Source organism: Corynebacterium tuberculostearicum, assembly GCF_016894265.1.
GTDB lineage: Bacteria > Actinomycetota > Actinomycetes > Mycobacteriales > Mycobacteriaceae > Corynebacterium > Corynebacterium tuberculostearicum_D.
Genome location: NZ_CP069791.1, coordinates 1,445,124 through 1,470,963, shown reverse-complemented (window position 1 = coordinate 1,470,963; position 25,840 = coordinate 1,445,124). Strand labels below are relative to the sequence as shown.

Annotated in this window: 25 protein-coding genes; 8 read left to right on the top strand and 17 right to left on the bottom strand. The window is 58.8% G+C overall.

Annotated elements, in window-relative coordinates; translation table 11 throughout:
- Positions 1 to 20: 20 nt before the first annotated feature.
- Together I6J28_RS07080 and I6J28_RS07075 are read left to right on the top strand one after the other, a co-directional pair.
- Positions 21 to 1,325 carry a DUF349 domain-containing protein gene (locus I6J28_RS07080; RefSeq protein WP_204608676.1) on the top strand — a complete coding sequence of 435 codons (1,305 nt, stop codon included), beginning with the start codon at positions 21 to 23 and terminating at the stop codon, positions 1,323 to 1,325.
- On the top strand, positions 1,325 to 2,455 hold the full coding sequence (locus tag I6J28_RS07075) for a GNAT family N-acetyltransferase (protein ID WP_239454575.1): 1,131 nt from the start codon (positions 1,325 to 1,327) through the stop codon (positions 2,453 to 2,455). Before I6J28_RS07080 ends, I6J28_RS07075 begins: the two co-directional genes overlap by 1 nt.
- Positions 2,456 to 2,469: 14 nt before the next feature.
- Here I6J28_RS07075 and I6J28_RS07070 read toward each other — a convergent pair whose 3' ends face one another.
- From I6J28_RS07070 to I6J28_RS07050, 5 genes are all read right to left on the bottom strand, one after another.
- A complete protein-coding gene (locus tag I6J28_RS07070) occupies positions 2,470 to 3,096 on the bottom strand; it encodes an Rv2732c family membrane protein (RefSeq protein ID WP_239228334.1) in 627 nt (208 codons plus the stop codon).
- 22 nt (positions 3,097 to 3,118) lie between these two features.
- Positions 3,119 to 4,681, bottom strand: coding sequence for a tRNA (N6-isopentenyl adenosine(37)-C2)-methylthiotransferase MiaB (gene miaB / locus I6J28_RS07065; protein WP_204608674.1), 1,563 nt, complete (start codon positions 4,679 to 4,681; stop codon positions 3,119 to 3,121).
- Positions 4,682 to 4,726: 45 nt separating this feature from the next.
- Positions 4,727 to 5,329 (bottom strand): recombination regulator RecX, encoded by a 603-nt coding sequence (recX, locus tag I6J28_RS07060; RefSeq protein WP_204608672.1) that lies wholly within the window; start codon positions 5,327 to 5,329, stop codon positions 4,727 to 4,729.
- A 50-nt stretch (positions 5,330 to 5,379) separates the two neighbouring features.
- Positions 5,380 to 6,516, bottom strand: coding sequence for a recombinase RecA (recA, locus tag I6J28_RS07055; RefSeq protein ID WP_005328639.1), 1,137 nt, complete (start codon positions 6,514 to 6,516; stop codon positions 5,380 to 5,382).
- 182 nt (positions 6,517 to 6,698) lie between these two features.
- Positions 6,699 to 6,914 (bottom strand): DUF3046 domain-containing protein, encoded by a 216-nt coding sequence (locus tag I6J28_RS07050; RefSeq protein ID WP_204608670.1) that lies wholly within the window; start codon positions 6,912 to 6,914, stop codon positions 6,699 to 6,701.
- 163 nt (positions 6,915 to 7,077) lie between these two features.
- Between I6J28_RS07050 and I6J28_RS07045 the strand changes: the two genes are divergently transcribed.
- Genes I6J28_RS07045 through I6J28_RS07035 form a run of 3 tightly spaced genes read left to right on the top strand, consistent with a single transcriptional unit; the run spans position 7,078 to position 8,965 of the window.
- Positions 7,078 to 7,641 carry a biotin transporter BioY gene (locus I6J28_RS07045; protein ID WP_204608668.1) on the top strand — a complete coding sequence of 188 codons (564 nt, stop codon included), beginning with the start codon at positions 7,078 to 7,080 and terminating at the stop codon, positions 7,639 to 7,641.
- The gene (locus tag I6J28_RS07040; RefSeq protein WP_204608666.1) at positions 7,641 to 8,333 is read left to right on the top strand and encodes an energy-coupling factor ABC transporter ATP-binding protein; all 693 of its coding nucleotides are present in this window, start codon (positions 7,641 to 7,643) and stop codon (positions 8,331 to 8,333) included. Before I6J28_RS07045 ends, I6J28_RS07040 begins: the two co-directional genes overlap by 1 nt.
- An 11-nt stretch (positions 8,334 to 8,344) precedes the next feature.
- Positions 8,345 to 8,965: an energy-coupling factor transporter transmembrane component T family protein gene (locus I6J28_RS07035; RefSeq protein WP_204608664.1), complete on the top strand. Its 621-nt coding sequence runs from the start codon at positions 8,345 to 8,347 to the stop codon at positions 8,963 to 8,965.
- A gap of 78 nt (positions 8,966 to 9,043) precedes the next feature.
- On the opposite strand, the gene I6J28_RS07030 is transcribed toward I6J28_RS07035, so the two are convergent.
- The 4 genes from I6J28_RS07030 to pgsA all read right to left on the bottom strand — a co-directional run bounded on the left by I6J28_RS07030 (position 9,044) and on the right by pgsA (position 11,567).
- Positions 9,044 to 9,904, bottom strand: coding sequence for a PspA/IM30 family protein (locus I6J28_RS07030; RefSeq protein WP_005325125.1), 861 nt, complete (start codon positions 9,902 to 9,904; stop codon positions 9,044 to 9,046).
- A 184-nt stretch (positions 9,905 to 10,088) separates the two neighbouring features.
- Positions 10,089 to 10,451: a helix-turn-helix domain-containing protein gene (locus I6J28_RS07025; protein ID WP_204611423.1), complete on the bottom strand. Its 363-nt coding sequence runs from the start codon at positions 10,449 to 10,451 to the stop codon at positions 10,089 to 10,091.
- 26 nt (positions 10,452 to 10,477) lie between these two features.
- Entirely contained in the window at positions 10,478 to 10,975 is a 498-nt protein-coding gene (locus I6J28_RS07020; RefSeq protein ID WP_204608661.1) for a CinA family protein, read from the bottom strand.
- Between the two features lie 7 nt (positions 10,976 to 10,982).
- Positions 10,983 to 11,567, bottom strand: a complete 585-nt coding sequence (pgsA, locus tag I6J28_RS07015) for a CDP-diacylglycerol--glycerol-3-phosphate 3-phosphatidyltransferase (RefSeq protein WP_204608654.1) — start codon at positions 11,565 to 11,567, stop codon at positions 10,983 to 10,985.
- A 59-nt stretch (positions 11,568 to 11,626) separates the two neighbouring features.
- Between pgsA and I6J28_RS07010 the strand changes: the two genes are divergently transcribed.
- Positions 11,627 to 11,914, top strand: a complete 288-nt coding sequence (locus I6J28_RS07010) for a YciI family protein (protein WP_204608652.1) — start codon at positions 11,627 to 11,629, stop codon at positions 11,912 to 11,914.
- Here I6J28_RS07010 and I6J28_RS07005 read toward each other — a convergent pair.
- The 7 genes from I6J28_RS07005 to dapB all read right to left on the bottom strand — a co-directional run bounded on the left by I6J28_RS07005 (position 11,911) and on the right by dapB (position 22,039).
- Positions 11,911 to 13,032 (bottom strand): TerC family protein, encoded by a 1,122-nt coding sequence (locus I6J28_RS07005; RefSeq protein ID WP_204608649.1) that lies wholly within the window; start codon positions 13,030 to 13,032, stop codon positions 11,911 to 11,913. The genes I6J28_RS07010 and I6J28_RS07005 overlap by 4 nt on opposite strands.
- A 169-nt stretch (positions 13,033 to 13,201) precedes the next feature.
- Positions 13,202 to 16,528: an FtsK/SpoIIIE family DNA translocase gene (locus tag I6J28_RS07000; RefSeq protein WP_204611422.1), complete on the bottom strand. Its 3,327-nt coding sequence runs from the start codon at positions 16,526 to 16,528 to the stop codon at positions 13,202 to 13,204.
- A gap of 217 nt (positions 16,529 to 16,745) precedes the next feature.
- Positions 16,746 to 17,381, bottom strand: a complete 636-nt coding sequence (locus I6J28_RS06995) for a TIGR03085 family metal-binding protein (protein WP_204608646.1) — start codon at positions 17,379 to 17,381, stop codon at positions 16,746 to 16,748.
- A gap of 58 nt (positions 17,382 to 17,439) precedes the next feature.
- Positions 17,440 to 19,575: a ribonuclease J gene (locus I6J28_RS06990; RefSeq protein ID WP_204608643.1), complete on the bottom strand. Its 2,136-nt coding sequence runs from the start codon at positions 19,573 to 19,575 to the stop codon at positions 17,440 to 17,442.
- Positions 19,576 to 19,577: 2 nt separating this feature from the next.
- A complete protein-coding gene (gene dapA / locus I6J28_RS06985) occupies positions 19,578 to 20,486 on the bottom strand; it encodes a 4-hydroxy-tetrahydrodipicolinate synthase (protein ID WP_204608640.1) in 909 nt (302 codons plus the stop codon).
- Between the two features lie 56 nt (positions 20,487 to 20,542).
- Positions 20,543 to 21,289, bottom strand: coding sequence for an FAD-dependent thymidylate synthase (gene thyX / locus I6J28_RS06980; RefSeq protein WP_204608637.1), 747 nt, complete (start codon positions 21,287 to 21,289; stop codon positions 20,543 to 20,545).
- Positions 21,290 to 21,292: 3 nt separating this feature from the next.
- Positions 21,293 to 22,039: a 4-hydroxy-tetrahydrodipicolinate reductase gene (gene dapB / locus I6J28_RS06975; RefSeq protein WP_204608634.1), complete on the bottom strand. Its 747-nt coding sequence runs from the start codon at positions 22,037 to 22,039 to the stop codon at positions 21,293 to 21,295.
- A 146-nt stretch (positions 22,040 to 22,185) separates the two neighbouring features.
- Between dapB and I6J28_RS06970 the strand changes: the two genes are divergently transcribed.
- Together I6J28_RS06970 and I6J28_RS06965 are read left to right on the top strand one after the other, a co-directional pair.
- Positions 22,186 to 22,575 carry a VOC family protein gene (locus I6J28_RS06970; protein ID WP_204608631.1) on the top strand — a complete coding sequence of 130 codons (390 nt, stop codon included), beginning with the start codon at positions 22,186 to 22,188 and terminating at the stop codon, positions 22,573 to 22,575.
- 115 nt (positions 22,576 to 22,690) lie between these two features.
- Positions 22,691 to 23,389: an AMIN-like domain-containing (lipo)protein gene (locus I6J28_RS06965; protein WP_204608627.1), complete on the top strand. Its 699-nt coding sequence runs from the start codon at positions 22,691 to 22,693 to the stop codon at positions 23,387 to 23,389.
- Between the two features lie 99 nt (positions 23,390 to 23,488).
- Here the strand turns inward: I6J28_RS06965 and I6J28_RS06960 are convergent, their stop codons facing one another.
- Positions 23,489 to 25,735 carry a polyribonucleotide nucleotidyltransferase gene (locus I6J28_RS06960; RefSeq protein ID WP_204608624.1) on the bottom strand — a complete coding sequence of 749 codons (2,247 nt, stop codon included), beginning with the start codon at positions 25,733 to 25,735 and terminating at the stop codon, positions 23,489 to 23,491.
- Positions 25,736 to 25,840: the final 105 nt, after the last annotated feature.

The window sequence follows — 25,840 nt, the reverse complement described above, 5'->3', positions numbered from 1 at the left end:
TATGCATAGGAGGGCTTGTCATGTCTCCCATCCCTACCCCAGGTTCCATGCCCAAGAAGGGCCCTCGTCCCACCGCAAAGCCTGTTCCCGTACAGGCTCCAAGCAAGAATGACCCGGCTAAATGGGGCCGCGTCGACGCGGATGGTTCCGTCTTCGTTTCCGCTCCGGAGGGCGAACGCAAGATTGGCGAATGGCAGGCCGGCACCCCCGAGGAGGGCCTACAGCACTACGGCGCGCGCTACGACGATCTCTCCACCGAAATTGAACTGCTCGAGGCGCGCCTGCGCGCCAACCCCAGCGAGGCCGCTGGCATCAAGAAGACCGCAGCGCAATTACGCGAAACCCTGCCTACCGCTGCGGTTATCGGTGATATCGCAGCACTTGACCGCCGCCTTGTTGCCGTCATTGAGCACTCGGTAGAAGCCGGCGAGCAGGCGCAGGCCGATAAGGAGCGTCGCCGCGAGGAAGCTATTGCTGCCAAGGAGAAGCTGGCGGCGGAAGCAGAAGAGATTGCTGAAAACTCCACCGAATGGAAGGCCGCCGGTGACCGCATCCGGGCCATCTTAGAAGAGTGGAAGCAGATTAAGGGCATTGATCGCAAGACCGACGATGCCCTATGGAAGCGCTACTCTCGCGCCCGCGACTCCTTCAACCGCCGTCGGGGCTCCCACTTTGCCGAGCTGGACCGCGCCCGTGCGGTTGCCCGCAAGAAGAAGGAAGAACTCGTCGAGCGTGCCGAGGCCATCCAGGATTCCACCGAGTGGGGACCCACCGCCCGCGCCTACCGAGATTTGATGACCGAGTGGAAGGCCGCCGGCCGCGCCCCGCGCGACGTGGACGATAAGCTTTGGGCCCGCTTCCGCGCCGCCCAGGACAAGTTCTTCAATGCCCGCAATGCCGTCAATGACGAGCGCGACCGCGAGTTTGCAGAAAATGCCAAGGCCAAGGACGCCTTGATTGCGGAATACGACGGCCAGATCGACCCGTCCAAGGGAATCGAGGGTGCGAAGGCTAAGCTGCGCGAGCTGCAGGAAAAGTGGGAAGAGATTGGCTTCGTTCCCCGCAAGCAGGTGCGCGAGTACGAGTCCAAGATTGAGGCGCTGGAGCAGCGCGTCGCTGACGCGGAAAAGTCCGAGTGGCGCCGTACCGACCCAGAAGCGCAAGCACGCGTGGCGCAGTTCCAGGCTAAGGTCGATGAGTTTAACTCCCAGGCCGAGGCAGCTGAGGCCAAGGGCAATGAGAAAAAGGCCGCTGATCTGCGCGCCCAGGCCGAGCAGTGGCAGGCTTTTGCCGACGCCGCCGCTAACGCCGTTAACGATAAGTAGTGCACCTCGTCCACATTGCGCGGCCACCGCGGCCGCCGCACTCGCCTAGCACTGACGCCCGGCCCGCCGAACCTGCGGACTGCATTCGCAGCTTCGTCTTTTGGGCCAACTTGGCGGCCCAAGAGGCCAGCGGCGACGCCGCGGCATCGACGTCGCCGGGCCGCGTGGTCCAGCGTCTGCAGGGTTCTAGCGAATCACAGACCCATCTCTTTGCCGTAGTGGACGGCGACTCCACCCTTGGTGAGGTTTCTGAGCTGGGACTGCCGCTCATCCCCTCGGTGGAGCCGAGCCCGGAGCTGGATTACCTCGGGTTCATCCACATCAGCCTGCCGCTGTTGGAAGAGCGCGAGGCAGCAGAGATTGAATGCGTGCTATGCGATTTGCCCCTTCCTGGCGAACAGCTCGATGAGGAAGGGCGCAAGGTTGCCGAGTGGATGGGTACGAAGGCGCTGGAGCTGGCCCGGCAGCTCGGCCGCACCGTAGCGCACGTGGGATTATTGCACCCGCCGGGCGCGGATCCAGACTACGACGCTATGGGCAGCATCTACCGCGAGTTGGGATTTACGCAAAGGCATGCGGAGCACCAGCTGGTGATGGACATCCCCGAAAGCCCGGTCGCAGCACTGCTCCCAGCGGGAATCACGGCCCGAGTCTGGCCGGATTACGACATCCCTGAGGACTACCTCGACGAGGTCATGCGGCTGCTTAGCCTAGCGTCCAAGGACGCGGAGACCGGGGATCTGACGGTGGAGCCCATCGTGTGGACGCGTGCTCGATTGCGCGAAGCGCACAGCCGGCTGCGCTCTCGTCGCGGGCACATGCTTCTTGTCGCACTCACCGGTGAGGAGGGAAAAATCCTCGCGCTGGCGGAAATGGCTCGGCACGAGGACGCGAATCCTGAAGTATGCGAGTGGACTCTGACTGTGACCGATCGCCCGCACCGCCGCCGTGGACTTGCGCAGCTAGCGAAGCTCACAGCGCTGCATGAGGTGGCGCACTATTGGCCGCGGGTACGGCGCTGCTATTGTTCCGTTGCCGCCAAGGACGCTGCAATGAATGCCATTTACCGCAGCCTGGGTGCCCGGGAACTTTCCCGCTCTTCCGCGTGGGAGTTGCGGCTGCAGGATTAGCGGCGGTAGGCCTACTACTCGCCGCGTTGGGCGCGGTGGCGTTCGGCGGCTTGCTTGCGGCGATTGTCCGCCAGTGGCTCCCGCTGCGGTGCCGCGTCAATCCTGGATTGAAATTCGCCCACCTCATCGAGCTGTCCGGCGGTGGCGCGCACGCGGGCTTCGGCGGCCTTCTGCTCTGGGCTGCGGCGCAGCGCCACCGTGCTATAGGCCAGAAATGCTAGGAAGGTAGCTAGCATTCCTACCCACATTCCCAGCGACGCCCCGTCGGCGGTAGAGCCACGAAACCAGAAGCCCCATAGGTTGGCAAAGAAGGACACCGTCACCAGCATCCATGCAATCAGCCCAGGAGTGGCGCGGCGGGTGAACAGCGTCACCGGAGTAAGAATGCCCAACCCAATGAGCGCGAGCCACGCGGAGACGGTTTCCATGATGGAAATCCTCACGCCACTTGACGTGGTGCCAAAGGTCAATGCCTCCCAACCATGGGCCGGACCGGCGTAGGGCAAAATCAGGTAGAGGATATACGCCACCACTGCAATGCACAGCGTGACCTTGTGACCGCCGAGGTCCATTGTTTGAGCTGCTCTCCGCTCAGCGTTAGCTGCATTGTGGGCTGCGGTGGTCGAATGTTCCTCAGTCATGGCTCCCTAGCCTACTCCCCTGCTAGCAACCGCAGGAATCGCCGGAATCGGCGGCCGCGGGCTTGCCAATCGACGGCAATCCCAGACCGACGCCGATGGGTGCGGTGGTAGGCGTTTCCCCGGCAGCGGACATGTCGCCGGCCTTGGTGCGGGTGTGGGAGGTCACGGCGGCGTCGGCAAGCAAGAAGAAGGAGCCCGCACCGGTGACCTGGGTATGCACCACATCGCCCGGGCGAATCTCCGCCGAAATATCCGTGCCGTCAGAGTCAACCGGGGTGAAATGCACTAGGCGGCCATCGCGGGCGCGGCCGGTCATGCGGTGGGTTTCATCGTTCTTGCGGCCGCCTTCGGCCTGCACCAAAAGCTCCACATCCGTGCCGATGAGCTTCTTGTTTTCCTCGGCCTGGATGCTATCTTGCAGGGCAACGAGACGCTCGAAACGATCCTGGACGATCTCCTTGGGAATCTGGTCCTCCATTTCCGCAGCCGGGGTTCCCGGACGCGGCGAATACTGGAAGGTAAAGGCCGAGGCAAAGCGAGCGCGGCGCACAAGCTCCATGGTGTCTTGGAAGTCTTCCTCGGTCTCGCCTGGGAAGCCCACGATGATATCGGTCGTGATTGCGGCGTGCGGAATCTTGTCCCGTACCTCGTCCAAAATCCGCAGGAACTTCTTAGTACGGTAGGAACGGCGCATATCCTTAAGGACCTTGTCGGAGCCAGACTGCAGCGGCATATGCAACTGCGGGCATACGGCAGGGGTCTCGGCCATGGCGTCGATGACGTCCGAAGTAAACTCCGCTGGGTGCGGGGAGGTAAAGCGCAGGCGTTCAAGGCTTTCGATCTTGCCTACCTCACGCAAAAGCTTAGAAAAGGCGAAACGGTCGCGTGGCATGTTGGGATCGGCGAAATTGACGCCATAGGCATTGACGTTTTGCCCCAGCAGGGTGACCTCGGATACGCCCTGGTCCACCAAGGCTTTGACCTCGGCCAAGATATCGCCGGGCCGGCGATCCTCTTCCTTGCCGCGCAAGGAAGGAACAATGCAGAAGGTGCAGGTGTTATTGCAGCCTACAGAAACAGAAACCCAGCCGGCATAGGCAGACTCACGCTTGGCTGGCAAGACAGACGGAAAAGCCTCGAGGGAATCAACGATTTCTACCTGGGCTTCATCGTTGTGTCGGGCGCGCTCCAGCAGCGTCGGCAGGGCCGCCATATTGTGAGTGCCAAAGACAGCGTCAACCCACGGGGCATTATCTAGGACGGTGTCCTTGTCTTTCTGCGCCAAGCAACCACCCACGGCAATTTGCATGCCGGGATGATTTTCCTTTGTCTTCTTCAAGGCACCCAAGGTGCCGTAGAGCCGCTTATCGGCATTTTCGCGCACGGCGCAGGTATTGAAGACGATGAGATCTGGCTCCACGCCTTCGCCAGCGGCCGCGTAGCCGGCTTCCTCCAAGAGGCCAGAGATGCGCTCGGAATCGTGCACATTCATCTGGCAGCCGAAAGTTCGGACTTCATAGGTACGGTTATCTGCGATTGTCTGCTCCACGTCGGCATAGTTTAGCCATGAAGCTAGGCATCTCATAACTGCCGGACTTAGTAATTCCGGTGCTGCCCTGCCTTGGCCGTATCAGTCCTCTGCGCGCAGCTCCACGCACCGCGCGTCAAGCGCTGCGATTGCGATCTGTAGCGACATTCCTTCATGGAAGCCGCGGCGTGCCAGCACACCTACGATGCGGCGTAGGGCCTTGTCGCGCTCCTTGCGATCCTCTGGTACGGATTTAATGGAGCGAGCCTTCTTTTCCGCAAGGGCCTGCGCCATGGCTTGTTCATCGGCAGGGTCAATTTGCTCGAGGGCCTCAGCACGGTCGGCCTCGCTCACGCCCTTTTCCCGCAATTCCCTGTTGAGAACCGAGCTGGACTTGCCGCGCCGCTTATGTCGTTGGCGCACCCATTCATGCGCAAAAGCGGCGTCGTTCACCAGCCCCGCGTGGGCCAAATCATCCAGCACGTCCTCAACGACATCTGGCTCAAACTCGGCCTTTACTAGACGGTCATAGAGCTCTTTCCGGGACCTAGAACGCTGATCCAAAAGACCCAGCGCCCGAGAGCGGACCTTGGCCTTGGCTTCTTCTGCCTCTCGATCAAAAAGCCCACCCCCAGCTGCTCCATTCTCATAGGCCTCGAGGGCCTGACGGAGTTGGGCGAGCTTTTCGGGGGCGGGCTGATTCATGATGCAGATTCAAATGGTACGTGGAGCGTGTGGGGACGGGCTAGACGATTTTAGTCGTCATCAAAATCGACGTTTGGAACGAGATCAACGGACTCATCGGTCAATGGGTCATCGGCACCAGGAACGTCCATCGCGGCACCCTCCTCGCCTTCGGCCGCGGCCTCGCCGATACCGAGCTTCTGGAAAATCTTCTGCTCGATTTCATTGGCCAGATCCGGATTATCCTTCAGGAAATTACGCGCCTTCTCCTTACCCTGGCCCAACTGGTCGCCTTCGTAGGTAAACCAGGAGCCGGACTTGCGGATGAAGCCGTTTTCGACGCCAAGGTCAATGATGGAGGACTCGCGAGAGATGCCTTCGCCATACATGATGTCGAACTCGGCAATCTTAAATGGTGGCGAGACCTTGTTCTTTACTACCTTGAGCTTGGTGCGGTTACCGATGGCATCTTGGCCGTCTTTCAAGGTCTGAATGCGGCGGATATCGCAGCGCACGGAAGAGTAGAACTTGAGCGCCTTACCACCGGTGGTGGTCTCTGGCGAGCCGAACATCACGCCAATCTTTTCGCGCAGCTGGTTAATGAAGATAGCGGTGGTACCGGAGTTGTACAGGGCACCGGTCATCTTGCGCAGCGCCTGGGACATCAGGCGGGCCTGGAGGCCGACGTGGCTATCGCCCATCTCACCTTCAATTTCCGCCTTCGGGGTAAGGGCGGCTACGGAGTCAACGACGATGATGTCAATTGCGCCGGAGCGTACCAGCATATCGGCAATCTCCAAGGCCTGTTCGCCGGTATCTGGCTGGGAAACCAAGAGGTTATCGGTATCCACGCCAAGCAGGCGAGCATACTGCGGGTCGAGCGCGTGCTCGGCGTCAATAAACGCGGCAATGCCGCCATCCTTTTGCGCGGATGCAATAGCGTGCAGCGCAACAGTGGTCTTACCAGAAGACTCCGGGCCATAAATCTCTACGATGCGCCCGCGCGGGAAACCGCCAATACCCAGAGCGACATCGATTGCGGTATTACCGGAAGAAATGGCCTTAATCGGTGGGCGGTTGTCATCGCCCAGGCGCATCACAGCGCCTTTGCCGTAATCCTTCTCAATCATGGCCATTGCGGCATCGAGGGCCTTTTGGCGGTCATCTCCCTTAGAGGCGGCAGAAGAAGACTTCTTTTTGGTTGCCATTAACTTTCATCCTTATCTTTAACGACGATGTACTAACGCATTATTAGACTGCCGTGGAACTCAAACGGTTCCCTCCGTCAACGCCATCCCACTGTAGACGACTGCATCGACACTTCCGCCATCTTACATACATCTGTTCGAATTTTGAAAGTGAACACGCCAGTCCGCCGAATTCGACCGCGCTATAAAGTTGGGTAATCGACTCCCAACCTGCGCTCCTTCGGTACATCAAAGTCATCGCACAGGCTCAGCCAGACGCGACGCGGATCGACGCCGCGTTCGATAAGCTCATCGGGCGTTGCCCCGAGGTCGGGCAAGACATGAGAGTAACTAATCCACTTTCCCTTAGACTCGCCAAATTCGTCCACAATGAGCTGGTGATACTCGGTCAATCGCATGCGCGCTATCCTACTCAGCACTTAAGCACGGGCGCCAGCGGCCCAGAAAGCGTCGATTGGGAGCCCGCCGCAATGGCCCCGCCTCACAATCATCAGCCGCGGATGAACACCGTTCAAAACCCTCAATTGTCTGCATTTTTCATGCAGTGCTAACCTCTTGAACATGAAAAAGAACTCTCTGGCAACCACCATTGCCTATGTTGCCGTGTTTACCGCTCTCGTCATCGTCCTTGCCTTCGTGTCCATCCCCATCGGTTCGGCCGGCGTGCCCATCGTGTTGCAAAACGCAGCGCTCATCCTCGCCGGCCTAATTTTGGGCAGCAAGCGCGGCGGATACGTGGGACTTCTCTTCTTGTTCCTGGGCCTCGCCCTCCCAGTTCTGGCAGGTGGCGGTACCACGCTCCGCGCACTGGCAGGCCCAACCGCGGGCTACATCATCGGCTATGTTCTCTCGCCAGCAGTGGCAGGTGCAATTGCCTACCGCTCCCCTAAGAACAAGGGCGGCATGGCCGTCGTACTTGCCGTTGCCGCAATTGTCGGCCTTGCCGTCCAATACATCTGCGGCGCCTTTGGTCTCATGATCCGCTCCGGCTTGGACATTGGTCCAGCCTTCGCCGCCCAATTGCCCTTCATCCCTGTCGATGCCGGAAAGCTTGTAGTTGCCGTCATCATCGCTCTCGGCGTTCACGCGGCCTTCCCTGATCTGATGGGACGAAAGGCTGCCTAGTGCCCACGATCGACTTTTCCTCGGTCACGGTGGCCTTTGATGACACCGTGGTGCTCGAGGACATCAACCTCACCCTCACCGAACAACGCATTGGCATCATCGGCCAGAATGGTGGCGGGAAATCCACCTTGACCCGGCTCATTAATGGGTTGGGCGAGCCTAGTGAAGGTACGGTGACGGTGGACCAGATGGACGTCGCCAAGCAGGGCAAAAAGGTGCGCGAAAAGGTGGGGTTTGTCTTTTCGGATGCCGAAAACCAGATTGTCATGCCCAATGTGCGCGATGACGTCGCCTTTTCGCTCCGCCGCTTTAAGCTGCCCAAACACGAGCGCCTCGCCCGCGTGGATGCTGCCCTCGAGCGCTTCGGACTCGCCGAATTTGCTGAGCGCTCACCGCACACGCTGTCTGGCGGACAAAAGCAACTACTCGCGCTAGCAGCGGTCATGGTCATCGACCCGATTCTCATCATCGCTGATGAGCCCACTACCCTGCTGGATCTGCGCAACCGCGATCGGATCAAAAGAGAATTCGCGCGACTGGAACAGCAACTGATTGTGGTCACGCACGATCTGGAATTTCTGCGCGATTTTGATCGGGTCATTTGCATCGATAACCACCGCATCGCCGCGGATGGCCGGCCGGCCGAGGTCATAGATTTTTACCAAGACCTCATGGCCCAGCGGCCGCTGTAGGGAGAATTGTCATGCAACGACGCACGAATCTCCCACTTTCCGTCTATGTTGATGGCACCAGCTTTGTTCATCGCATCAAACCTAGCTGGAAGATCGCATTCCTCTTAGTCTTTATCCTGGTCACCAGCATCTTTTTCAAGTCCATTCCGTGGGCAGCAGGCGGTGTCATTTTCGTCGTCTTTCTCTATGCTTGCGCCCAGATTCCACTGCGCATTGCCTGGAGTCAGATCTGGCCGCCACTCTTTTTCCTGGTTCCCTTGGCAGGCTTTCAATGGTGGGCCAAGGACTTCGACTATGCGGCAGTGATGTTCCTCAATGTCTTCGCCGCAATGATGGGTGCCTTCTTGCTCACGCTGACCTCCACGGTAGATGAAATCATGGAGTCGCTGGAAGAATCGCTGCAGCCGCTAAAGCGACTGGGAATACCGGTAGAAAACATCAGCTTGGCTATGTCACTGACTATTCGTCTCATCCCGTTGATGTTTAAAACCGTCTATGAAGTCCTAGATGCCCGCAAAGCGCGCGGTGCCGGGATGTCCCCGCTCGCATTTGGCACCCCGGTTATCATTCGCTCCATCCGGCGAGCGCGCGCCATGGGTGAGGCTTTGCAGGCCCGCGGCGTCGGCGACTAGCAGCAATAGTTATCGCCTCCCACGCACCACCAAATGATGGCCGAGGGAGGCGATAACTATTTAAAAGACAGTCGGGGTTTACTCCCCACGCAGCTCACGCAGCCGGGCCTGCACAGCATCGTTATTGGCACTGCCTGGCTGAGCAGCGTTGTCGGCAGCAGAGCCAGACGCTTTATTGCCCTCAATAGCCTGAGCCTTATTGCCTTCCACGGACTTAGAAGAGTTCATTTCGCTGCGAATCTGCTCCAAGCGGGAATGACCGGCCATCTGAATACCAGCTTGTTGTACCTCGGCCATGCGGTTTTCCACGGAGTTCTCAGCAAGCTCAGCCTGGCCGAGTGCCTTGGAATAACGGCGCTCAATCTTATCGCGCACAGCATCCAGAGACGGCGTATTGCCATTGGCGGTCAGCTCGTTCATGGAGTTCAAAGACTCAGAGACCTTTTCCTGCATCTTTGCCTGCTCCAGCTGGGAAAGCAGCTTGGAGCGCTCATTGACCTTTTCGCGCAGCGCGGCGTTATTACGCTGAACCGCATTCTTGGCCTTTTCTGCCTGCTGCAGTGCCTGGTCGTGCAGCTTCTTGGTATCCTCCACGGACTCCTCAGCCGTAACCAGCTGGGCGGCGAAGGCCTCAGCCGCGTTCTCGTACTCCACGGCCTTATTTTCATCGCCCTTAGCACGGGCCTGATCAGCCAATTCCAGAGCCTGGCGAGCATTGCCCTGCAGCTTTTCTACCTCTGCCAAACGGCGGTTAAGCTGCATTTCCAGCTGACGCTGGTTACCAATCACGGCGGCCGCCTGCTGAGACAGCTCCTGGTGCTGGCGCTGAGCATCTTCAATAGCCTGCTCGATCTGCACCTTCGGATCGGCGTTTTCCTCGATCTTATTATCGAAGAGTGCCATCAGGTACTTCCAGCCCTTAACAAATGGGTTCGCCATGGTGTGCTTCAACCTTTCTAGGTTAAAAAATGTGCGTAATGTTCTGCTGTTTATACTAGCGAAGCGCTGTTTCCGCCGCTTGTACTCCCCGCGGTCGCGGGCGCTTGCCGACGCCCCCCTTAACCACCACAGCCGACCTTCCTCGCAAGAGAGTAGGCCGGCTGTTGACATAGACCGCTGTGGGCTAAAGCTCTGATGCGGCAGGTGCCGTATGAGCAAGCTCCTCATCCATGGAGGGCAGAGTCATGTAACCGGCGGCTTCAATCAGTACATCAGAGACCGAGCAATCCAACGCGTGGCACACCGACGCAAGAAGCTCAGAGGAGACCTCCTTGCGGCCGCGTTCAAGCTCCGAAAGGTAACCCGGCGACACGCGGGCCACCCCGGCCAATTCGCGCAGGGTCACTCCCTTGTCCGCGCGGAAGGCGCGCAGCGTCAACCCAAGAGCCTCACGCAATAGCGGCTCAGGGGTACGAGCAGTGGCGGGCGCCGCTGGTGCAACAGCGCCGTTTACCGGGTGTTCGAGGACTGCAGTAGAAGTGTTCATCACTATAGTCAACGCTCCTTGTCTCGTTATTGTTCCCGCAGTGCCGGATTTTCTTCCAAAGTTGCGCGCAGTAGACGCAAGGCGGCTTCGACCGTGGCCTCTCTGACTTCGTTTCGCTCTTTCCCCAACCCGGAAAGCTGCTGCGAAAAACTGACTCCGCTAGGAGAATAAATTCCGATATAGACCGTGCCGGCCGCCTTGCCTTCTTGTAGGTCTGGTCCTGCCACTCCGGTAAGGCCTATCCCCCAGTCCGCACCGGTTTCTGCCACCGCCGCGCGGGCCATTGCAAGGGCGGTCTGCCCAGAAACCACACCGACCGCTTCGATATCGGCTACCGGCTGGTGCAAAAAGTGGGACTTCACCTCGGTGGCATATGTTACAAGCCCTCCGCGCAACACAGCCGAAGCTCCAGGGACAGAAGCCACCGTGGCACTGGCCAACCCAGCAGTAAGTGACTCACAAAAGGACAAAGTTTCGCCGCGCTCGGTGAGTTCAGATACGAGGCGGGCCGCCATGGAGCTCATGAACTACCTAGCTATTCTGCTTCTTGCCGTCGATGAGGTACTGAACGCCGGTAACCACGGTCACCACTGCGGCCAAAAGCATCACTAGGAAGGTAGGTACGTCCATCCACTCCGGCAAGGGCCACAGGTACAGCCCCACTGCTAGGGATTGCAATACAGTCTTCAGCTTGCCGCCCTTCGAAGCAGGAACGACCTTGCCGCGGCGCAACAAAACCATACGCCAGATGGTGATTCCAAACTCTCGAATGAGAATGACCACGGTAATCCACACTGGCAGTACCCCAATGATGTTGAGGCATACCAGTGCGGTAGTCATAAGCGCTTTATCCGCGATGGGATCAGCAATCTTGCCAAAATTGGTGATAAGGCCACGGGCACGTGCGATGTCCCCGTCGAGCTTATCTGTGAGCATTAGGGCCGCAAATAGGCCAAAAGCCCACCATTCATGGCCGGCAATAACTAGCCATGCGAAAACCGGAATGAAAAGAATGCGCAGGCTGGTGAGAATATTTGGCAGGTTCCAATTGGATACCTGTGGATTCACATCCGAGGATTGCGCTGACTGTGTTCCGGGTTGATTCACGTTATACATACTACCTGTTAGCACCAAGCACCTGCGCTTGGATGCCCCTGCATTTTAAAATGCGAAGCATGAAGTATTTTGCTGTTAGCTACGACTACAACCCCAATAATCCTGAGATTGCTAAGGCCCGCCCCGCGCACCGCGAGTTTACCGCGCAGCTTTTTGAGGAGGGCACCATCATTGCCACCGGCCCGTTGACGGATTCCAAGGGCGGCGCGCTCATCATCGTGGGGCTTGCCGACGACGCCGTGGTCGCCGACGCCATTGCCCTCATGGACAAAGACCCCTTCTACCAGGCCGGCTGCATTACCGGCCGCAGCTTCCGCGAATGGAATCCCGTCAACGCCCGCTTCTAGTGCGGTAGCTCTTCCTTGGGCAGGTCTTCGGCCTTGCCCAAGAATTCACCCTTCTTGTTGCGGACGATCTTATTGCCTTCCTCGTCCCAGTCGAAGTGATTGTGCGATACCGGTACTCCGCCTTGGTTCTCATCGCGCTTGTTTTTAATAATCGAGGCGATAACCGTAATAACCAGGACGCCCACGATCACGATAAGTGAGGTAATGGTGGAAAATTCTGGGATGGACTCCACGTTCTCGCCGCCGTTTACAAACGGCAAGTTATTCTCATGCAGCGCATGGAACATGAGCTTCACACCGATGAAGCCCAAGATGATGCCCAAACCATAGGGCAGGTACACCAAGCGATCCAACAGGCCATCCAGCAGGAAGTACATCTGGCGCAAGCCCATGAGGGAGAAGGCATTGGTGGTAAAGACCAAGAACGCTTCTGAGGTAATGCCGTAGATGGCTGGGATGGAGTCAAAGGCAAACATCACGTCGATAAGACCAATGGACACCAACGCGATAAATAGCGGGGTGAACGCGAATTTACGCTTGCCCGAAGAATCTTCCACGCGGTGCGTGAGCTTATCGCCGTGGTAGCGCGGGGTCACATGGACTACCTTGCGGATCAGCTTGATGATGCCCATGTCATTGGGATCGGTTTCGGGGGCGTCCCGAATCTCATCGACGATGAGCTTGATCGCTGTGTAGAGGAGGAATATCGCGAACAGGTAGAAGATATCGGACCATGCCGCGATGACCGCAGCACCCAAAAGGATAAATACCAAGCGGCATGCCAAGGCGATGACGATACCGATGAGCAATACCTTTTGCTGGTACTTCCGCGGGATCTTGAAGGCGCCCATGATAAGCGCAAAAACAAAGAGGTTATCTACGGATAGCGCCTTCTCTGTCACGTAACCCGTGAGGTATTGGATGCCGTGCTCGTGATCCCATATGGCCCACACGCCGGCACCAAAAAGTAAAGCGATACCGACATAGAACAGGGTCCAGAACCCGGATTCCTTCAGCGTCGGCTCGTGCGGGGTGCGCACGTGGGAGTAGAAATCAAAAACAAAGAATCCAAGAATGACGATGATGGAAATCGCCCAGATCCACAATGGCACATGCATTGGTACATCCCTCCGGTCGAAGATACAACAAAATGACCGGAGGTCTCCCCCGCCCGGCGAACCAATTTCCGCCGGGCCGGCACGACCGGGAGCGTAACGCTACCGTGCTGACGATCGATGCCGAAAGATGGGGTACTCCCCTCCAAGACTCGTTCAACTTTACACGATCTTAGAAGGCGCCTGCCGAAGGGTTATACGTTGTCTGGACGGTACGGGTGTCGCCGGCATCGCCCTGCGGGGAGGAATCGGCGCCTGCGGAAGAATCGGCGTCGGAAGTAGCGGCAGCTTCCTCCTGCTCTTGCTGCTGCATCTCATCCTGAATCTCCTTCGGGGCTTCGGCAGGGTCGGCGCCCTTGATCATCCAGATGATGGTATCGAGCTCTTCCGGTTTCACCAGAACCTCGCGGGCCTTGGAGCCTTCGGACGGTCCGACCACGCCACGAGATTCCATCAGGTCCATGAGGCGGCCGGCCTTGGCAAACCCGATGCGCAGCTTGCGCTGCAACATAGAAGTCGAGCCCAACTGGGCGGTGACCACCAGCTCGACGGCCTCGAGGAGGTCGTCCATGTCCTTGCCAATTTCCTCATCGATTTCCTGCTTGGCCTCGGATTGCTTCTCTTCAGTCACGCCCTCGGTGTAGTTCGGCGCGGCCTGCGACTTGGCGGCATCGACAACCGCCATGACTTCATCATCCGAGACGAATGCGCCCTGCATACGCACGGGACGCTTGCCCTGCGGAATGAAGAGGCCATCGCCCATACCAATGAGCTTTTCCGCGCCGCCCTGGTCCAAGATAACGCGAGAGTCCGTCAGTGAGGACGTCGCAAAGGCCAAGCGTGAAGGCACGTTGGTCTTAATCAGACCGGTCACCACGTCAACGGACGGGCGCTGGGTTGCAAGGACGAGGTGAATACCGGCGGCACGCGCCTTCTGGGTGATGCGGACGATGGAGTCCTCAATCTCCTTTGGCGCGGTCATCATCAGGTCCGCCAGCTCGTCGACGACACAGACGATGTACGGGTACGGGCGTACCTCGCGCTCGGAGCCTGCCGGCGCCTGGTATTCGCCGGAGACAACCTTGCGGTTATAGTCCTCGATCTTGCGTACGCGAGCAGCCTTCATATCCATGTAGCGCTGCTCCATCTCCTCCACTAGCCACTGCAGAGCTGCTGCGGCCTTCTTCGGCTGGGTAATGATGGGCGTGATCAAGTGCGGAATGCCCTCGTACGGGGTAAGTTCCACCATCTTCGGGTCCACCAAGATGAGGCGAACCTGCTCAGGGGTGGCTCGGGTAAGCAGCGAGACCAACATGGAGTTGACGAAAGCGGACTTACCGGAACCGGTAGCGCCGGCGACAAGCAAGTGCGGCATCTTTTGAACCGAGAACGAGGTGTATTCGCCTTCGATGTCCTTGCCCAAACCGATGAGCATGGGATCCGGTGAGCTGGTCATGCTTGGCGCATCAAGCACCTCGCGCAGGTGCACCATTTCGCGATCTGGGTTGGGAACCTCAATGCCAACGGCCGACTTGCCGGGGATGGGCGTGAGCAAACGTAGATTATCCGTGGCCACGGCGTAGGCCAGATTGGACTGCAGGTTCGTAATCTTCGATACCTTGACGCCTGGTCCCAGCTCGATTTCATAACGGGTCACTGTTGGGCCACGGCTAAAGCCGGTTACCTGGGCATCGACCTTGAACTCTTCGAAGACATCGGTGATGGCCTCAATGATGCGGTCATTAATCTCCGTGCGCTCCTTGGCCGGAGTGCCCGGGGTCAGCAGGTCCGTGGTGGGAACCGCGTAATTCTCGTTGCCAAACTGTGCGGCCGGCGCAGGAACAGCAGAAGTACCCGGGTCCCCTGCGGCCTCGGCCGCAGGCTCGGTGGAGTCCACCTGTGCGCCGGTCGTAGCGTCGCGTCCGGAGCGCTCGCGGAAGAGTTGGCGGGCCTTCTCGTGCGCGGACGATACTGCATCAGCGCCTCCTTCCACCGCAGATCCAGCAGCGCCTGCAGCTGCACCGGCTGCCGCAGCGCCAGCGGCACCGGCAGCACCCGCAGCAGCAGTCTTTGCTGCGCCACTTGCTGCTCCCGCAGCACCGGCAGCGCCCGCAGCCGCACCAGCGGCCGAGCCAATTGCGTTACCGGCGGCAGTGCCAGCATCAGCACCTGCTGCCGTAGCCGAGCGGGTAGAAGGGGAAGTGGGGCGTTGACGAGTAGTGCCCAGCACTCGGGTCGGTTCCGGATCCCCGGAAGCCGGTTGTTCCGGCGACGACGCAGCGGCGTCGTCTACCACCGGGATCTCATCGGTATCCCCGATGTCACGAGAGACCGGCTTCTCAGCCGCGTTAGACACGGACTGGAACCCGCCTCGCGTTGGTGTGCTAAAGGTGCGGGTGGCATGTTCCTCCTCTGCTGCAGCAGGAGAATCCACCGGATAAGAAGAACCACGCGGGGCGGGGTCTTCAGTGGGGCGTCGGAAAGCGCGCAGGCTTCCACCACGCTCAGAGGAACGGCGCTTGGCTGCAGGTCGTGCTGGGCGCTCGCTGCGCTCACGGCCTTCTGCGATGTCATCAATATCGCCGGTGACGTGGCCGTAGAGGTCATCGCCCTCTTCGTCGTAATAGTCCTCGTCCGCGCCGCCAAAGCGGGAAAAGGCCGCAGAAATGGCATCAGCCACCAACTCATAGGCCTCGCGGATAGTAATGCCGGTGACCAATAGGGCGCCGTAGATAATGACGAGGAAAAGCAACGGCACAGCGACGAAAGAGGTGAAGGCCGTCTCCAGAAGGCCGCCAATGGCGTAGCCGATTACACCGCCGGCACCACCGGCGCTGTCCGGGGTAAAGCCGAGCTCAGGGGTACCAGCAAAGATGTGGATCAAACTGAGCATGGCAAGGACGATAATGCTAATACCGCCCACAATGCGCGGCTTAAAGTGCCCCGCTGGACCAGAGATGTCCATCATCAAGGCAATGGCCAAGGCCACTAGCGCAACCGGCAGCACCCAGGCGCCTGCACCAATGACATAGCGGACGATATTGCCCACCCAGGCGCCTACTTGGCCGGCAACGCCAAACCAGACGGTAGCCGCAAGCACGATGGCAATGCCGATCAAAACGAGCGCCACCGCATCAGGATTTTTCACCTGAATACCGCGCGATTCTTCCTCGCTTACTTCCATGGCAGAAAGCTCTTCTTCTGCGGCTACATCGCGCGCCCGAGTAACCTTGCTCTTCTTCTTTTTCTCCCCGCGTGCAGAAATTTCTTCCGGCTCCCTCGTCGTCTCGTACTCCTCGGTGTCATATAAGTCTTCGCTGGGCTTGAGCCCGGCCACGCCATGGCTTACGCCCCGCGCCATATTTCCCATGCCGCGGGCCGTGGCACCAAAGGCAACGCCCAAGCCCTTGCCGACGGCCCGAAACGCACTGCCCGTACGTTCCTGCGAGGTCGCCGCCGCGCGCCGATGCGAAGACGTCATAGCCAGGCTTTCCGGCATGCCAGCACCGGACCGGCTGCGGCCCGACGGCCGTGAACGATTCGACTTTCGGCGCGTTCCGCGCGAAGAGGCATTTTTGACAGACATGCCTCTACCTTAACCGCGCCACCCCATAAATCACATTAACCACACGCGTTTCCCTAACGTCTGGCCCCACAATCTCACGGAGAACGCTTCCCACGCACCCAAAAGCTAAGAAACTGCAACTAAAACAAGATTAGAGAATTGACTTTACGATGGCGCCGGCATCACCTTCAACCTTGACTTCAGCAGCATCACGCCCGAAGGACCAGAGGATGAGCTCGCCTACCTCGCCCGAAACGCGGACCACGGCATCGCCCTTATCCGCCACGCCATGGGTATCTGCGGCAACGATTCGCGGCAATCCTTCCGGCTGCAGAATCACCGGACGTTCAGATTTGCGCAGGGCCACCTTAGCCAAGAGCTTTAGATAGCTATGCATCTGCTGCTTGATGCGAGCCGAAAAGTCGCGCGGGCCCATGCCATTAGCCCGGCGAATATCCTCGTGGTGAACAAAGTGCTCCACAAAGTTTTGCTGTGCATCCACGAACCGGACGGGGTTATAGGCAGCTGGTCCCCTCCCCCAGTCATCAACCAACTCATCAAAGTCGCGGTCGGCCACCTTACGTGATTCCTTTTCCAGCCGGCCGGACAGCGCGTTGACGAAGATGCCGGCGGCGGCATCGGGGCGGTTTTCCCGCACCCACAAATGTACGGCCAAGTCCCGGGTTGTCCAGCCCTCGCACAAGGTAGGGGCATCGGGACCAAGCTTATGAAATAGCGCTACCATTTTGGCGCGCTCAGCAGAAGAAAACGACATAAGCCCCAGCATACCGAGCTAGCTGGCATGCTGGGGCTTGCTTTCGCTTAGCGCGAGGTACCCGTGCTATTTACAGGGACTCGCGAGAAGCGTCAACGTCTTCTTCATCGGTAACCAAAGGACCGGAATTCGTCGGCACGATGGTCGGCAGAATGACCGGCTCGCGCTTGTACTTGGAATCCATGAGCTTGGATACCTTACGGCGCAGCTTCTGCACCATGCGGTAAGTATCATTCTCGCCTTCAGCGGCGAGATCGTTCATGGTGTTTTCCACCATCTCCGCAACCTCCGGCACGATGCCGCGGTCATCATCGGAGAAGCCTGTGGTAGATACCGTTGGGTGCTCCAGCAGGCGCGAGGTGCGGTTATCAATCACACAGGTGATAGAAACCACGCCGCCGGTACCCAGGTTGGTGCGATCAGCCAAGGTGTCAGCGTCCACGTCACCCATAGACACGCCGTCGACGTACAGGTTGCCCACCTGCATCTGGCCTACGACCTCGGCGCGACCCTTGCGCAGGTCCACGACGACGCCGTTTTGTGCCAGCACCGTACGGTCGCGATCCACACCGGTGGAGATAGCCAGTTCCTTATTGGCGCGCAGGTGGCGCCACTCGCCGTGTACCGGCATAGCGTTGCGCGGGCGCGCTGCGTTGTACAGGAAGAGCAGTTCGCCAGCGTAACCGTGACCGGAGGCGTGCACCTTTACATCCTGGTTGGTAACAACGTTGGCACCGATCTGGGACAGCATGTTGATGACGCCGTAGACGGCCTCTTCGTTGCCCGGAATGAGCGAGGAAGAGAAGATGATGGTATCGCCATCGCGGACGGTAATCTGGCGGTGCTCGCGGCGGGCCATACGCGACAGAGCTGCCATTGGCTCACCCTGCGTACCGGTGGTAATCAGCATGGTCTTATGCGGAGCCATCTTGGCAGCCTCATCGATGGGGATGATGGTGCCGCGTGGAACCTTCAAGAAGCCCATCTTCTCTGCGATTTCCATGTTGCGCATCATCGAACGGCCATTGAAGGCCACCTTGCGGCCGTTTGCCACAGCGGCGTCGATAGCTGCCTGGACACGGTAAACGTTGGAGGCGAAGGACGCCAAGATTACGCGCTGCTTAGCGCCGGCGACGAGCCGCTTGAAGTTGGCAGGAATATCGCCCTCAGATGCCGATACACCAGGGACCGTAGCGTTGGTGGAATCGCACAGCATGAGGTCAACGCCCTCATCACCATAGCGGGACAGAGCGGGGAGATCCGTTGGACGATTATCCAGCGGGGTTTGGTCCAGCTTGATGTCACCGGTGTGGATGATATTGCCGGCTGGGGTGCCCAGCATGATGCCCAGGGCATCCGGCACGGAGTGATTGACGGCCCAGAAGCGCACGCGGAACGGACCGTAGGTTACGTCGGACTTTTCATTAACCTCGACGAACTTCGGCTTCTGGCGGTGCTCCTTACACTTTGCAGCAATAAGCGCGATGGTGAAGCGGGAAGCAACGATGGGGATATCCGGACGCAGCTTGAGCAGCCACGGGATAGCGCCGATGTGGTCCTCGTGCGCGTGAGTAACGACGAGGGCCTTGACCTTGTGGATCTTCTTCTCGATAGGGCCGAAGTCAGGCAGGATGAGGTCCACGCCTGGCTCACCAGAGGATGGGAAGAGCACACCACAGTCAATGATGATGAGGTCATCGCCGTACTCGAAGACGGTCATATTGCGGCCGATCTCCGAGATACCGCCCAGAGCGTAAATACGCAGGGCATCCTTTGGCTGCTTCGGTGGCTCCGGCAGGCGCTTGGTCAGATCCGCGCCCTGCATAGACTTGGGCACGTTGCGGCGGCCACGGTTGTTGCGGCCGCGGCCCTTACCGTTGCCGTTCTTTCCGTTTCCATTGCCGTTCTTGCCGCCGTGGTTATTGTTTCCACCGTGGTTATTGCCATTGCCATTGCCGTTGCCACCACGGCCACGGCCGCGGCTGCCACGGGAACGGGAGCGACGGTTGTTGCCGCCACCTTCGTTGTTGTTGTCGGAAGAATTCTTCTTGCCAGAATTATCCTTGTCGCCCTGAGCGGAATTGCCCGCGTCAGTTGCTGGGGCTTGGAAAACTGGCGAAGCCGCCTCGTTGGAGGCGGTTTCGTTTTCCGCCGGTGGGCCCGCCTTGCGGGTCACCTTGCGGGAACGGTTACGGGGTTCATTCATTCTTAGAGGACTCCAGATTGTTCCAGATCACGGCGAAGTTCCTCGCGTTCCTCCCCGCTCGCAGCGGTGATAGGAAGACGGGTATCGCCAACTTCGATGCCCTGCAGGCGCAGGGCTTCCTTTGCAAACGTCGCTCCACCCAACCGAGCTTGTGCATGGGTTAGCGGAAGGAGCGTAGTGACATTGATTTCTCGGGCGCGGGCCATATCGCCCGCGTCGAAAGCTTCATAAAGTTCTACCAAGGCACGCGGTGCAACATGGCCGATAACGGAGATGAAACCAGATGCGCCGAGGGAAAGCCACGGCAGGTTGATCGGATCATCACCGGAATACCAAGCCAAACCGGTTTCTTGGATGAGTTCTGCGGCCGCAGGAAGGTCGCCCTTGGCGTCCTTTACGGCTTGGATGGTCGGCAAATCCGCAAGGCGGCGGAGGGTATCCGGCGCCACTGGGATGCCCGAGCGGCCAGGGATGTCATAGACACAGATCGGTAGATCCGTGGCTTGCGCGACTGCGGCAAAGTGCTCGTAAACGCCCTTTTGTGAAGGCTTGGAGTAGTAGGGAGTTACCACTAGCAAGCTGTCTGCCCCCGCTTCAGCGGTGGCCTGAGCCAGCTTAATGGAGGATGCGGTGTCATTCGTTCCGGCACCGGCGCAAAGCTTTGCGCGGTCTCCTACTTCTTCCTTTACGGCTTTGAGCAGCTCCAGCTTCTCTTCAACTGAAGTGGTCGGTGATTCGCCGGTGGTTCCACCAAGGATGAGCGAATCAACGCCATTGTCAACGAGATGAGCTGCTAGGCGACGACCTGCTGCAACGTCCAGCGCACCGTCACGGTCAAACGGGGTGACCATGGCGATGCCGATGCGTCCAAAGGTGTCGACGCCAGTCTTTGCTGTCATACCTGTGCTCATAGCCGTCAAGATTACCCTTTTGGCTTGCAATTAGCCGCATCGGGGTCTCGCGCGTGTTAGGCGTAGGGGCTTGCCGCCATCTGGGTCCCATCAGCAAGAGTGGTGATATTGAAATCATCAAAGAGCACTGGAGCCTTGCTTTGCAGCAGTTTCAGGCACTCTACCGCAACGTGGCGGAGTTCCTCGTCCGCCTGCTCGGCGGCCCGTGCACTAATAAAATGCCGCCACGCACGATAGTTGCCAGTGACAACGATGCGCGTTTCTGTGGCGTTTGGCAACACAGCACGCGCCGCCTGACGGGCCTGCTTTTTGCGCAGGAGAGCGTTGGGCTCATCCAGCTTCTCTTCTAGTGCGCTAAGCAGTTCATCGTAGACAAAGCGGGTCTCATCAACCGCCTGCATGACCAATCGACTTAGTTGCTCGTCTTCGGCCACCAGTTTTGGTAGGACTACTTCGGTCTCTTCTGGGTGAACAAAGCGCTGGGAGAGCTGCGAGAAAGAAAAGTGCCGGTGGCGCACGAGCTCATGGCTCGCCGACCGCGACAGCCCCGTGATGTACATCGTGGCCGTGGCATGCTCGAGCAACGCAGTATGGCCTACCTCCATGATGTGGTGCAGGTAGGCTTCATTGGTTGCTGTCCGGGGATTTGGCTTATCAAAAGACTCGTAGCAGGCCCGTCCAGCGAACTCGACAAGTGCTTCCCCATCAGAGGCCGAGTCATCCGCGTGCCACTCCACGCCCTGCGGGGCGTGGAACTGCGTTGCGGCAATGAGCTGAATGTCTAGCTCACTTGCTTTAGCCATGGCTTAAAGCCCCAGGTACTTATCAAGGCCTACGACTAGGCCCGGGTGGTCCGCAATTTGGCGCACGCCCACCAGTACGCCTGGTGTAAAGGACGCGCGGTCATAAGAATCCTGGCGGATGGTCAGCGACTGACCTTGAGCACCAAAGACAACCTCTTCGTGTGCCACCATGCCACGGGTGCGAACCGCGTGAACCGGAATGCCGTCGACGGTAGCGCCGCGGGCACCATCGAGCTGCTTTTCCGTAGCATCCGGCATGTCACCCAGACCAGCCTCCTTGCGGGCGGCGGCAATTCCTTCGGCAGTATGGATCGCAGTACCGGACGGCGCATCCAACTTGGTTGGGTGGTGGAATTCAATAACCTCTGCAGTCTCAAAGAACTTAGCAGCCTGCTTAGCTAGCACCATCGTGAGCACTGCGGAAATGGCAAAGTTCGGCGCAATGAGGACATTGCCGGCACCGTCCTGCTTGGTCCACTCCTCTACCTGAGCCAAGCGCTCCTTATCAAAGCCGGTGGTTCCCACCACGCAGTGGATTCCGTGGGCGATGCAGAATTCCAGGTTTCCCATTACGGAATCTGGCTGGGTAAAGTCCACGATGACCTCTGCGTGGGCGTCGATAAGCTGCTGCAAATCATCATCGCGGCCAATTTCTGCCACCAGCTCTAGGTCATCTTCCGCGTTGACGCCTGCAACGATTGCCTGGCCTACGCGTCCGTGAGCGCCTAGTACGCCAACCTTGATAGCCATGGTGTGTTCTCCTTCTTCAGCCACATCGGTAGTACTTTTCTCCCCATCCTAACGCGCATGGGGGTTGCACAATTCCTCGCCTTCCTTGGAACGGACTTGCACTCTCCGACGATGCCCCCCCCCTCACTCTCACTAGGATGGCGGGCATGCAGATCTATATCGCTTCCGTTCCTGTAGACGACGTTGCCCGCGCTCACGATTTTTACGTCAATACCCTTGGCTTCCGAGTCAAGGATGACGTAACTCACGGCGATTTCCGTTGGCTCACCGTCACCAATGCTGAAGGTGAGGGAGATACCGAGCTGCTTCTGGAACCGACGGGCCACCCCGCCGCCAAAGACTACGCCGCAGCACTCAAGGCTGACGGTATTCCGGTCACGCAGTTCCTGTCCGCCGATGTGGAGAGCGAATATAAAGAGCTCAGTGACAAGGGCGTGAAGTTCACCATGGAGCCCACCGATGTTGGCCCGTCCATCATCGCTGTATTCGATGACACCGTGGGCAACCTTATTCAGCTCGTGGAACTGAAGAAGTAGCCGCCCCCCTCCCCTCATCACACGGATTAACAATTGCATCACTTCCTAATGCTTGTCCCATCTGCCCCAGTAGAATGGGTGTAACGACACGGTAAGCACGAAGGAAGTGATGAATATGTCTCCCTCAATTTTCTCTCGCACTATCGCCGTGGCCATCAGTGCAGGATGCGCGTTAGCACTTGCCGCTTGTTCCGATGAGGACGCTACGCAAGCAGGCGCACCGGCATTTAGTGAGGTTCAGTCAACTACCGACACGGCTGATGCTCCAACCAGCTCCGCTACCCCCGCCGCTACTTCTGCCCCGCGCAGTACCTCGGCAGCGGATGCAGAAAAGCAGAAGCTCCCCCAGGACTCAGCCCCACTGGCATTCGCCGGTATGGGCACGGCCTCTCTCGAGGACCAACAGCACATGCCGGAGGGGCTCGGAAACCTCATTCCCACGGGCGTGCGAGTGGGAGCACACGATGGCTTCACCCGCGTCGTCATCGACCTGGAGGGCGAAGGTGAACCGGGGTGGTTTACTTCCTATACCGATAGCCCTGCCCAACAGGCATCCGGAAAACCAGTCGAGGTCAAAGGAAATACCTTCCTCAACCTCGGCATTGAGGGAACGCCGTGGCCTTCTACCCCAGAGTTAAAAGAAAAGTACATGCAGCCAGGCACTACCCCTGGTGCCGGGGTGGTTAGCGCAGTCAACTACACCACCACCTTTGAGGCGCAAACCCAGCTCATTATCGGTCTAGAGAAGAAGACTGCCTACTCCGTGACGTATCTGAATGACCCATCGCGCGTGGTCATCGACTTCCAGAACTAAGGTTGTGCCGGCGCCCCTGGATGGTGCACACCTACGAAGAAAGGCTCTGCCTTCCAGCGAGTGAGCTGGAAGGCAGAGCCCTTCTTTTGGGTTTAGGGATTAGTCCTCAACCGGAACCAGGGAAATCTTGCCGCGGTTATCGATATCCGCGATTTCTACCTGAACCTTATCGCCAACGTTGATGACGTCTTCTACCTTCTCGATGCGCTCGTCGCCACCCAGGTTGGAAATGTGGATCAAGCCATCGCGACCCGGGGTCAAGGAAACGAATGCGCCGAACGGCACGGTCTTTACCACGGTGCCTAGGAAGCGCTCTCCTACCTTCGGCAGCTGCGGGTTAGCAATGGAATTAACCTTATCGATGGCAGCATCCGCAGCCTCACCGGTTGCAGCGGAAACGTAGACGGTTCCGTCATCCTCGATGGAGACATCGGCGCCAGTTTCCTCGGTAATCTGGTTGATGGTCTTGCCCTTTGGTCCGATGAGCTCGCCGATCTTATTAACCGGGATCTTCACGGAGGTGATCTTCGGTGCAAGGCCAGACATCTCGTCCGGGGTATCGATGACCTCAGCCATGGTCTCCAGGATGGTAGAGCGGGCATCGCGAGCCTGCTCCAGTGCCTGGGCCAGGACCTTGGACGGGATGCCATCCAACTTGGTGTCCAGCTGCAGGGCGGTGATGTACTCAGAGGTACCGGCGACCTTGAAGTCCATATCGCCAAAGGCATCCTCGGCGCCGAGAATATCGGTCAGGGCGACAAACTTCTCCTTGCCATTTACCTCGCCAGAAACCAGGCCCATAGCGATGCCAGCTACCGGAGCCTTCAGCGGAACACCGGCATTGTAGAGGGACAAGGTGGAGGCACATACAGAGCCCATGGAGGTAGAGCCATTGGAGCCCAAGGCTTCGGAGACCTGGCGGATGGCGTATGGGAAGTCCTCGCGGGATGGGATGACCGGAAGCAGAGCGCGCTCGGCCAATGCACCGTGGCCGATCTCGCGGCGCTTCGGGGAGCCCACGCGGCCAGTCTCGCCAGTAGAGAATGGCGGGAAGTTGTAGTGGTGCATGTAGCGCTTGGATTCCACCGGGGTCAGGGAGTCAATCTGCTGCTCCATCTTGAGCATGTCCAGGGTGGTAACACCCAGAATCTGGGTCTCACCGCGCTCGAACAGGGAGGAACCGTGAGCACGCGGAACCAGGTCCACCTCAACGGAGAGGTCACGGATATCGGTAACGCCACGGCCATCGATACGGAAGCCCTCGGAGAGGATCTTCTGGCGTACGATCTGCTTCATCAAAGCGTTATAAGCGCCGCGAATCTGCTTAGACGCATCGGCCTCTTCCAAGTCCTCGAACTGGTCCAAGAGCTTTTCTTCGACCTGCTCCATGTTTTCATTGGTGGCGTCGTCACGTTCCTGCTTGCCCGGGATGGTCAGCAGCTTCTCTAGCTTCTTGCTAGCAGCCTTTTCCACTGCCGCGAAGACATCATCGCCGTACGCCGGGAAGAGTGGGAACTCCTGGGTTTCCTTGGCGGCACGCTCCGCGAGACCGTTCTGGGCTTCGCACAAGGTCTTAATGAATGGCTTTGCTGCTTCCAAGCCTTCAGCAACGGTTGCTTCCTGCGGTGCAGGAGCGCCGTCGGCAATGCGCTCAGCAACGTTGGTGCCAGCACCGGCCTCGACCATCATGATGGCTACGTCGTCCTTGCGGCCCTTTTTGACAATGCGGCCGGCAACGACCATCTCAAAGAGAGCGCGCTCGTGCTGCTCGTGGTTCGGGAAGGCCACCCACTGGCCCTCGGGGTGCTTATCATCAGCGATCAGTGCCATGCGGACACCGCCGACAGCGCCGGAAACAGGCAAGCCGGACAGCTGGGTGGCGGCGGAAGCGCCGTTGATAGCAACGACGTCGTAGTACTCTTCCGGATCCTGGGACATCACAGTGACAACGACCTGGACCTCGTTGCGCAAGCCCTTGACAAAGGTTGGGCGCAGCGGGCGGTCGATAAGGCGGCATGCCAGGATGGCTTCAGAAGAAGGACGGCCCTCACGGCGGAAAAAGGAGCCTGGAATCTTGCCGGCCGCGTACATGCGCTCTTCTACGTCTACAGTCAACGGGAAGAAATCAAATCCCTCGCGCGGCTGGTTGGACGCGGTGGTCGTGGCCAGCAACATGGTGTCATCGTCCAAGTAGGTGGTCACGGAGCCGTCTGCCTGCCGGGCCAGCTGGCCGGTTTCAAAGCGCAGGGTGCGGGTACCAAAGTCACCATTGTCTAGCGTGGCAATGGCCTCGGTAATGCCAAAGTCCTCGTCAATATTGAACTCGACGGAGTTCTGAACGCTCATTAAAAAATGTCTCCTTGAGTGGTTTAGGCGATCGTCGATGCCGCCTGGTCGATTTTGTCTATGACAACGGTGTCAAATTCTAACAGAAAAACCACAAAAGCCCCG

What these genes read in the sequence shown, in the direction of transcription:
- I6J28_RS07080 (WP_204608676.1), top strand. Translation starts at nt 21, where the DNA reads ATGTCTCCCATCCCTACCCCAGGTTCCATGCCCAAGAAGGGCCCTCGT.
- I6J28_RS07070 (WP_239228334.1), bottom strand. Translation starts at nt 3,096, where the DNA reads ATGACTGAGGAACATTCGACCACCGCAGCCCACAATGCAGCTAACGCT.
- miaB (WP_204608674.1), bottom strand. Translation starts at nt 4,681, where the DNA reads ATGAGATGCCTAGCTTCATGGCTAAACTATGCCGACGTGGAGCAGACA.
- recX (WP_204608672.1), bottom strand. Translation starts at nt 5,329, where the DNA reads ATGAATCAGCCCGCCCCCGAAAAGCTCGCCCAACTCCGTCAGGCCCTC.
- recA (WP_005328639.1), bottom strand. Translation starts at nt 6,516, where the DNA reads ATGGCAACCAAAAAGAAGTCTTCTTCTGCCGCCTCTAAGGGAGATGAC.
- I6J28_RS07050 (WP_204608670.1), bottom strand. Translation starts at nt 6,914, where the DNA reads ATGCGATTGACCGAGTATCACCAGCTCATTGTGGACGAATTTGGCGAG.
- I6J28_RS07045 (WP_204608668.1), top strand. Translation starts at nt 7,078, where the DNA reads ATGAAAAAGAACTCTCTGGCAACCACCATTGCCTATGTTGCCGTGTTT.
- I6J28_RS07035 (WP_204608664.1), top strand. Translation starts at nt 8,345, where the DNA reads ATGCAACGACGCACGAATCTCCCACTTTCCGTCTATGTTGATGGCACC.
- I6J28_RS07030 (WP_005325125.1), bottom strand. Translation starts at nt 9,904, where the DNA reads ATGGCGAACCCATTTGTTAAGGGCTGGAAGTACCTGATGGCACTCTTC.
- I6J28_RS07025 (WP_204611423.1), bottom strand. Translation starts at nt 10,451, where the DNA reads ATGAACACTTCTACTGCAGTCCTCGAACACCCGGTAAACGGCGCTGTT.
- I6J28_RS07020 (WP_204608661.1), bottom strand. Translation starts at nt 10,975, where the DNA reads ATGAGCTCCATGGCGGCCCGCCTCGTATCTGAACTCACCGAGCGCGGC.
- pgsA (WP_204608654.1), bottom strand. Translation starts at nt 11,567, where the DNA reads ATGTATAACGTGAATCAACCCGGAACACAGTCAGCGCAATCCTCGGAT.
- I6J28_RS07010 (WP_204608652.1), top strand. Translation starts at nt 11,627, where the DNA reads ATGAAGTATTTTGCTGTTAGCTACGACTACAACCCCAATAATCCTGAG.
- I6J28_RS07005 (WP_204608649.1), bottom strand. Translation starts at nt 13,032, where the DNA reads ATGCATGTGCCATTGTGGATCTGGGCGATTTCCATCATCGTCATTCTT.
- I6J28_RS07000 (WP_204611422.1), bottom strand. Translation starts at nt 16,528, where the DNA reads ATGCCGGAAAGCCTGGCTATGACGTCTTCGCATCGGCGCGCGGCGGCG.
- I6J28_RS06995 (WP_204608646.1), bottom strand. Translation starts at nt 17,381, where the DNA reads ATGCTGGGGCTTATGTCGTTTTCTTCTGCTGAGCGCGCCAAAATGGTA.
- I6J28_RS06990 (WP_204608643.1), bottom strand. Translation starts at nt 19,575, where the DNA reads ATGAATGAACCCCGTAACCGTTCCCGCAAGGTGACCCGCAAGGCGGGC.
- dapA (WP_204608640.1), bottom strand. Translation starts at nt 20,486, where the DNA reads ATGAGCACAGGTATGACAGCAAAGACTGGCGTCGACACCTTTGGACGC.
- thyX (WP_204608637.1), bottom strand. Translation starts at nt 21,289, where the DNA reads ATGGCTAAAGCAAGTGAGCTAGACATTCAGCTCATTGCCGCAACGCAG.
- dapB (WP_204608634.1), bottom strand. Translation starts at nt 22,039, where the DNA reads ATGGCTATCAAGGTTGGCGTACTAGGCGCTCACGGACGCGTAGGCCAG.
- I6J28_RS06970 (WP_204608631.1), top strand. Translation starts at nt 22,186, where the DNA reads ATGCAGATCTATATCGCTTCCGTTCCTGTAGACGACGTTGCCCGCGCT.
- I6J28_RS06965 (WP_204608627.1), top strand. Translation starts at nt 22,691, where the DNA reads ATGTCTCCCTCAATTTTCTCTCGCACTATCGCCGTGGCCATCAGTGCA.
- I6J28_RS06960 (WP_204608624.1), bottom strand. Translation starts at nt 25,735, where the DNA reads ATGAGCGTTCAGAACTCCGTCGAGTTCAATATTGACGAGGACTTTGGC.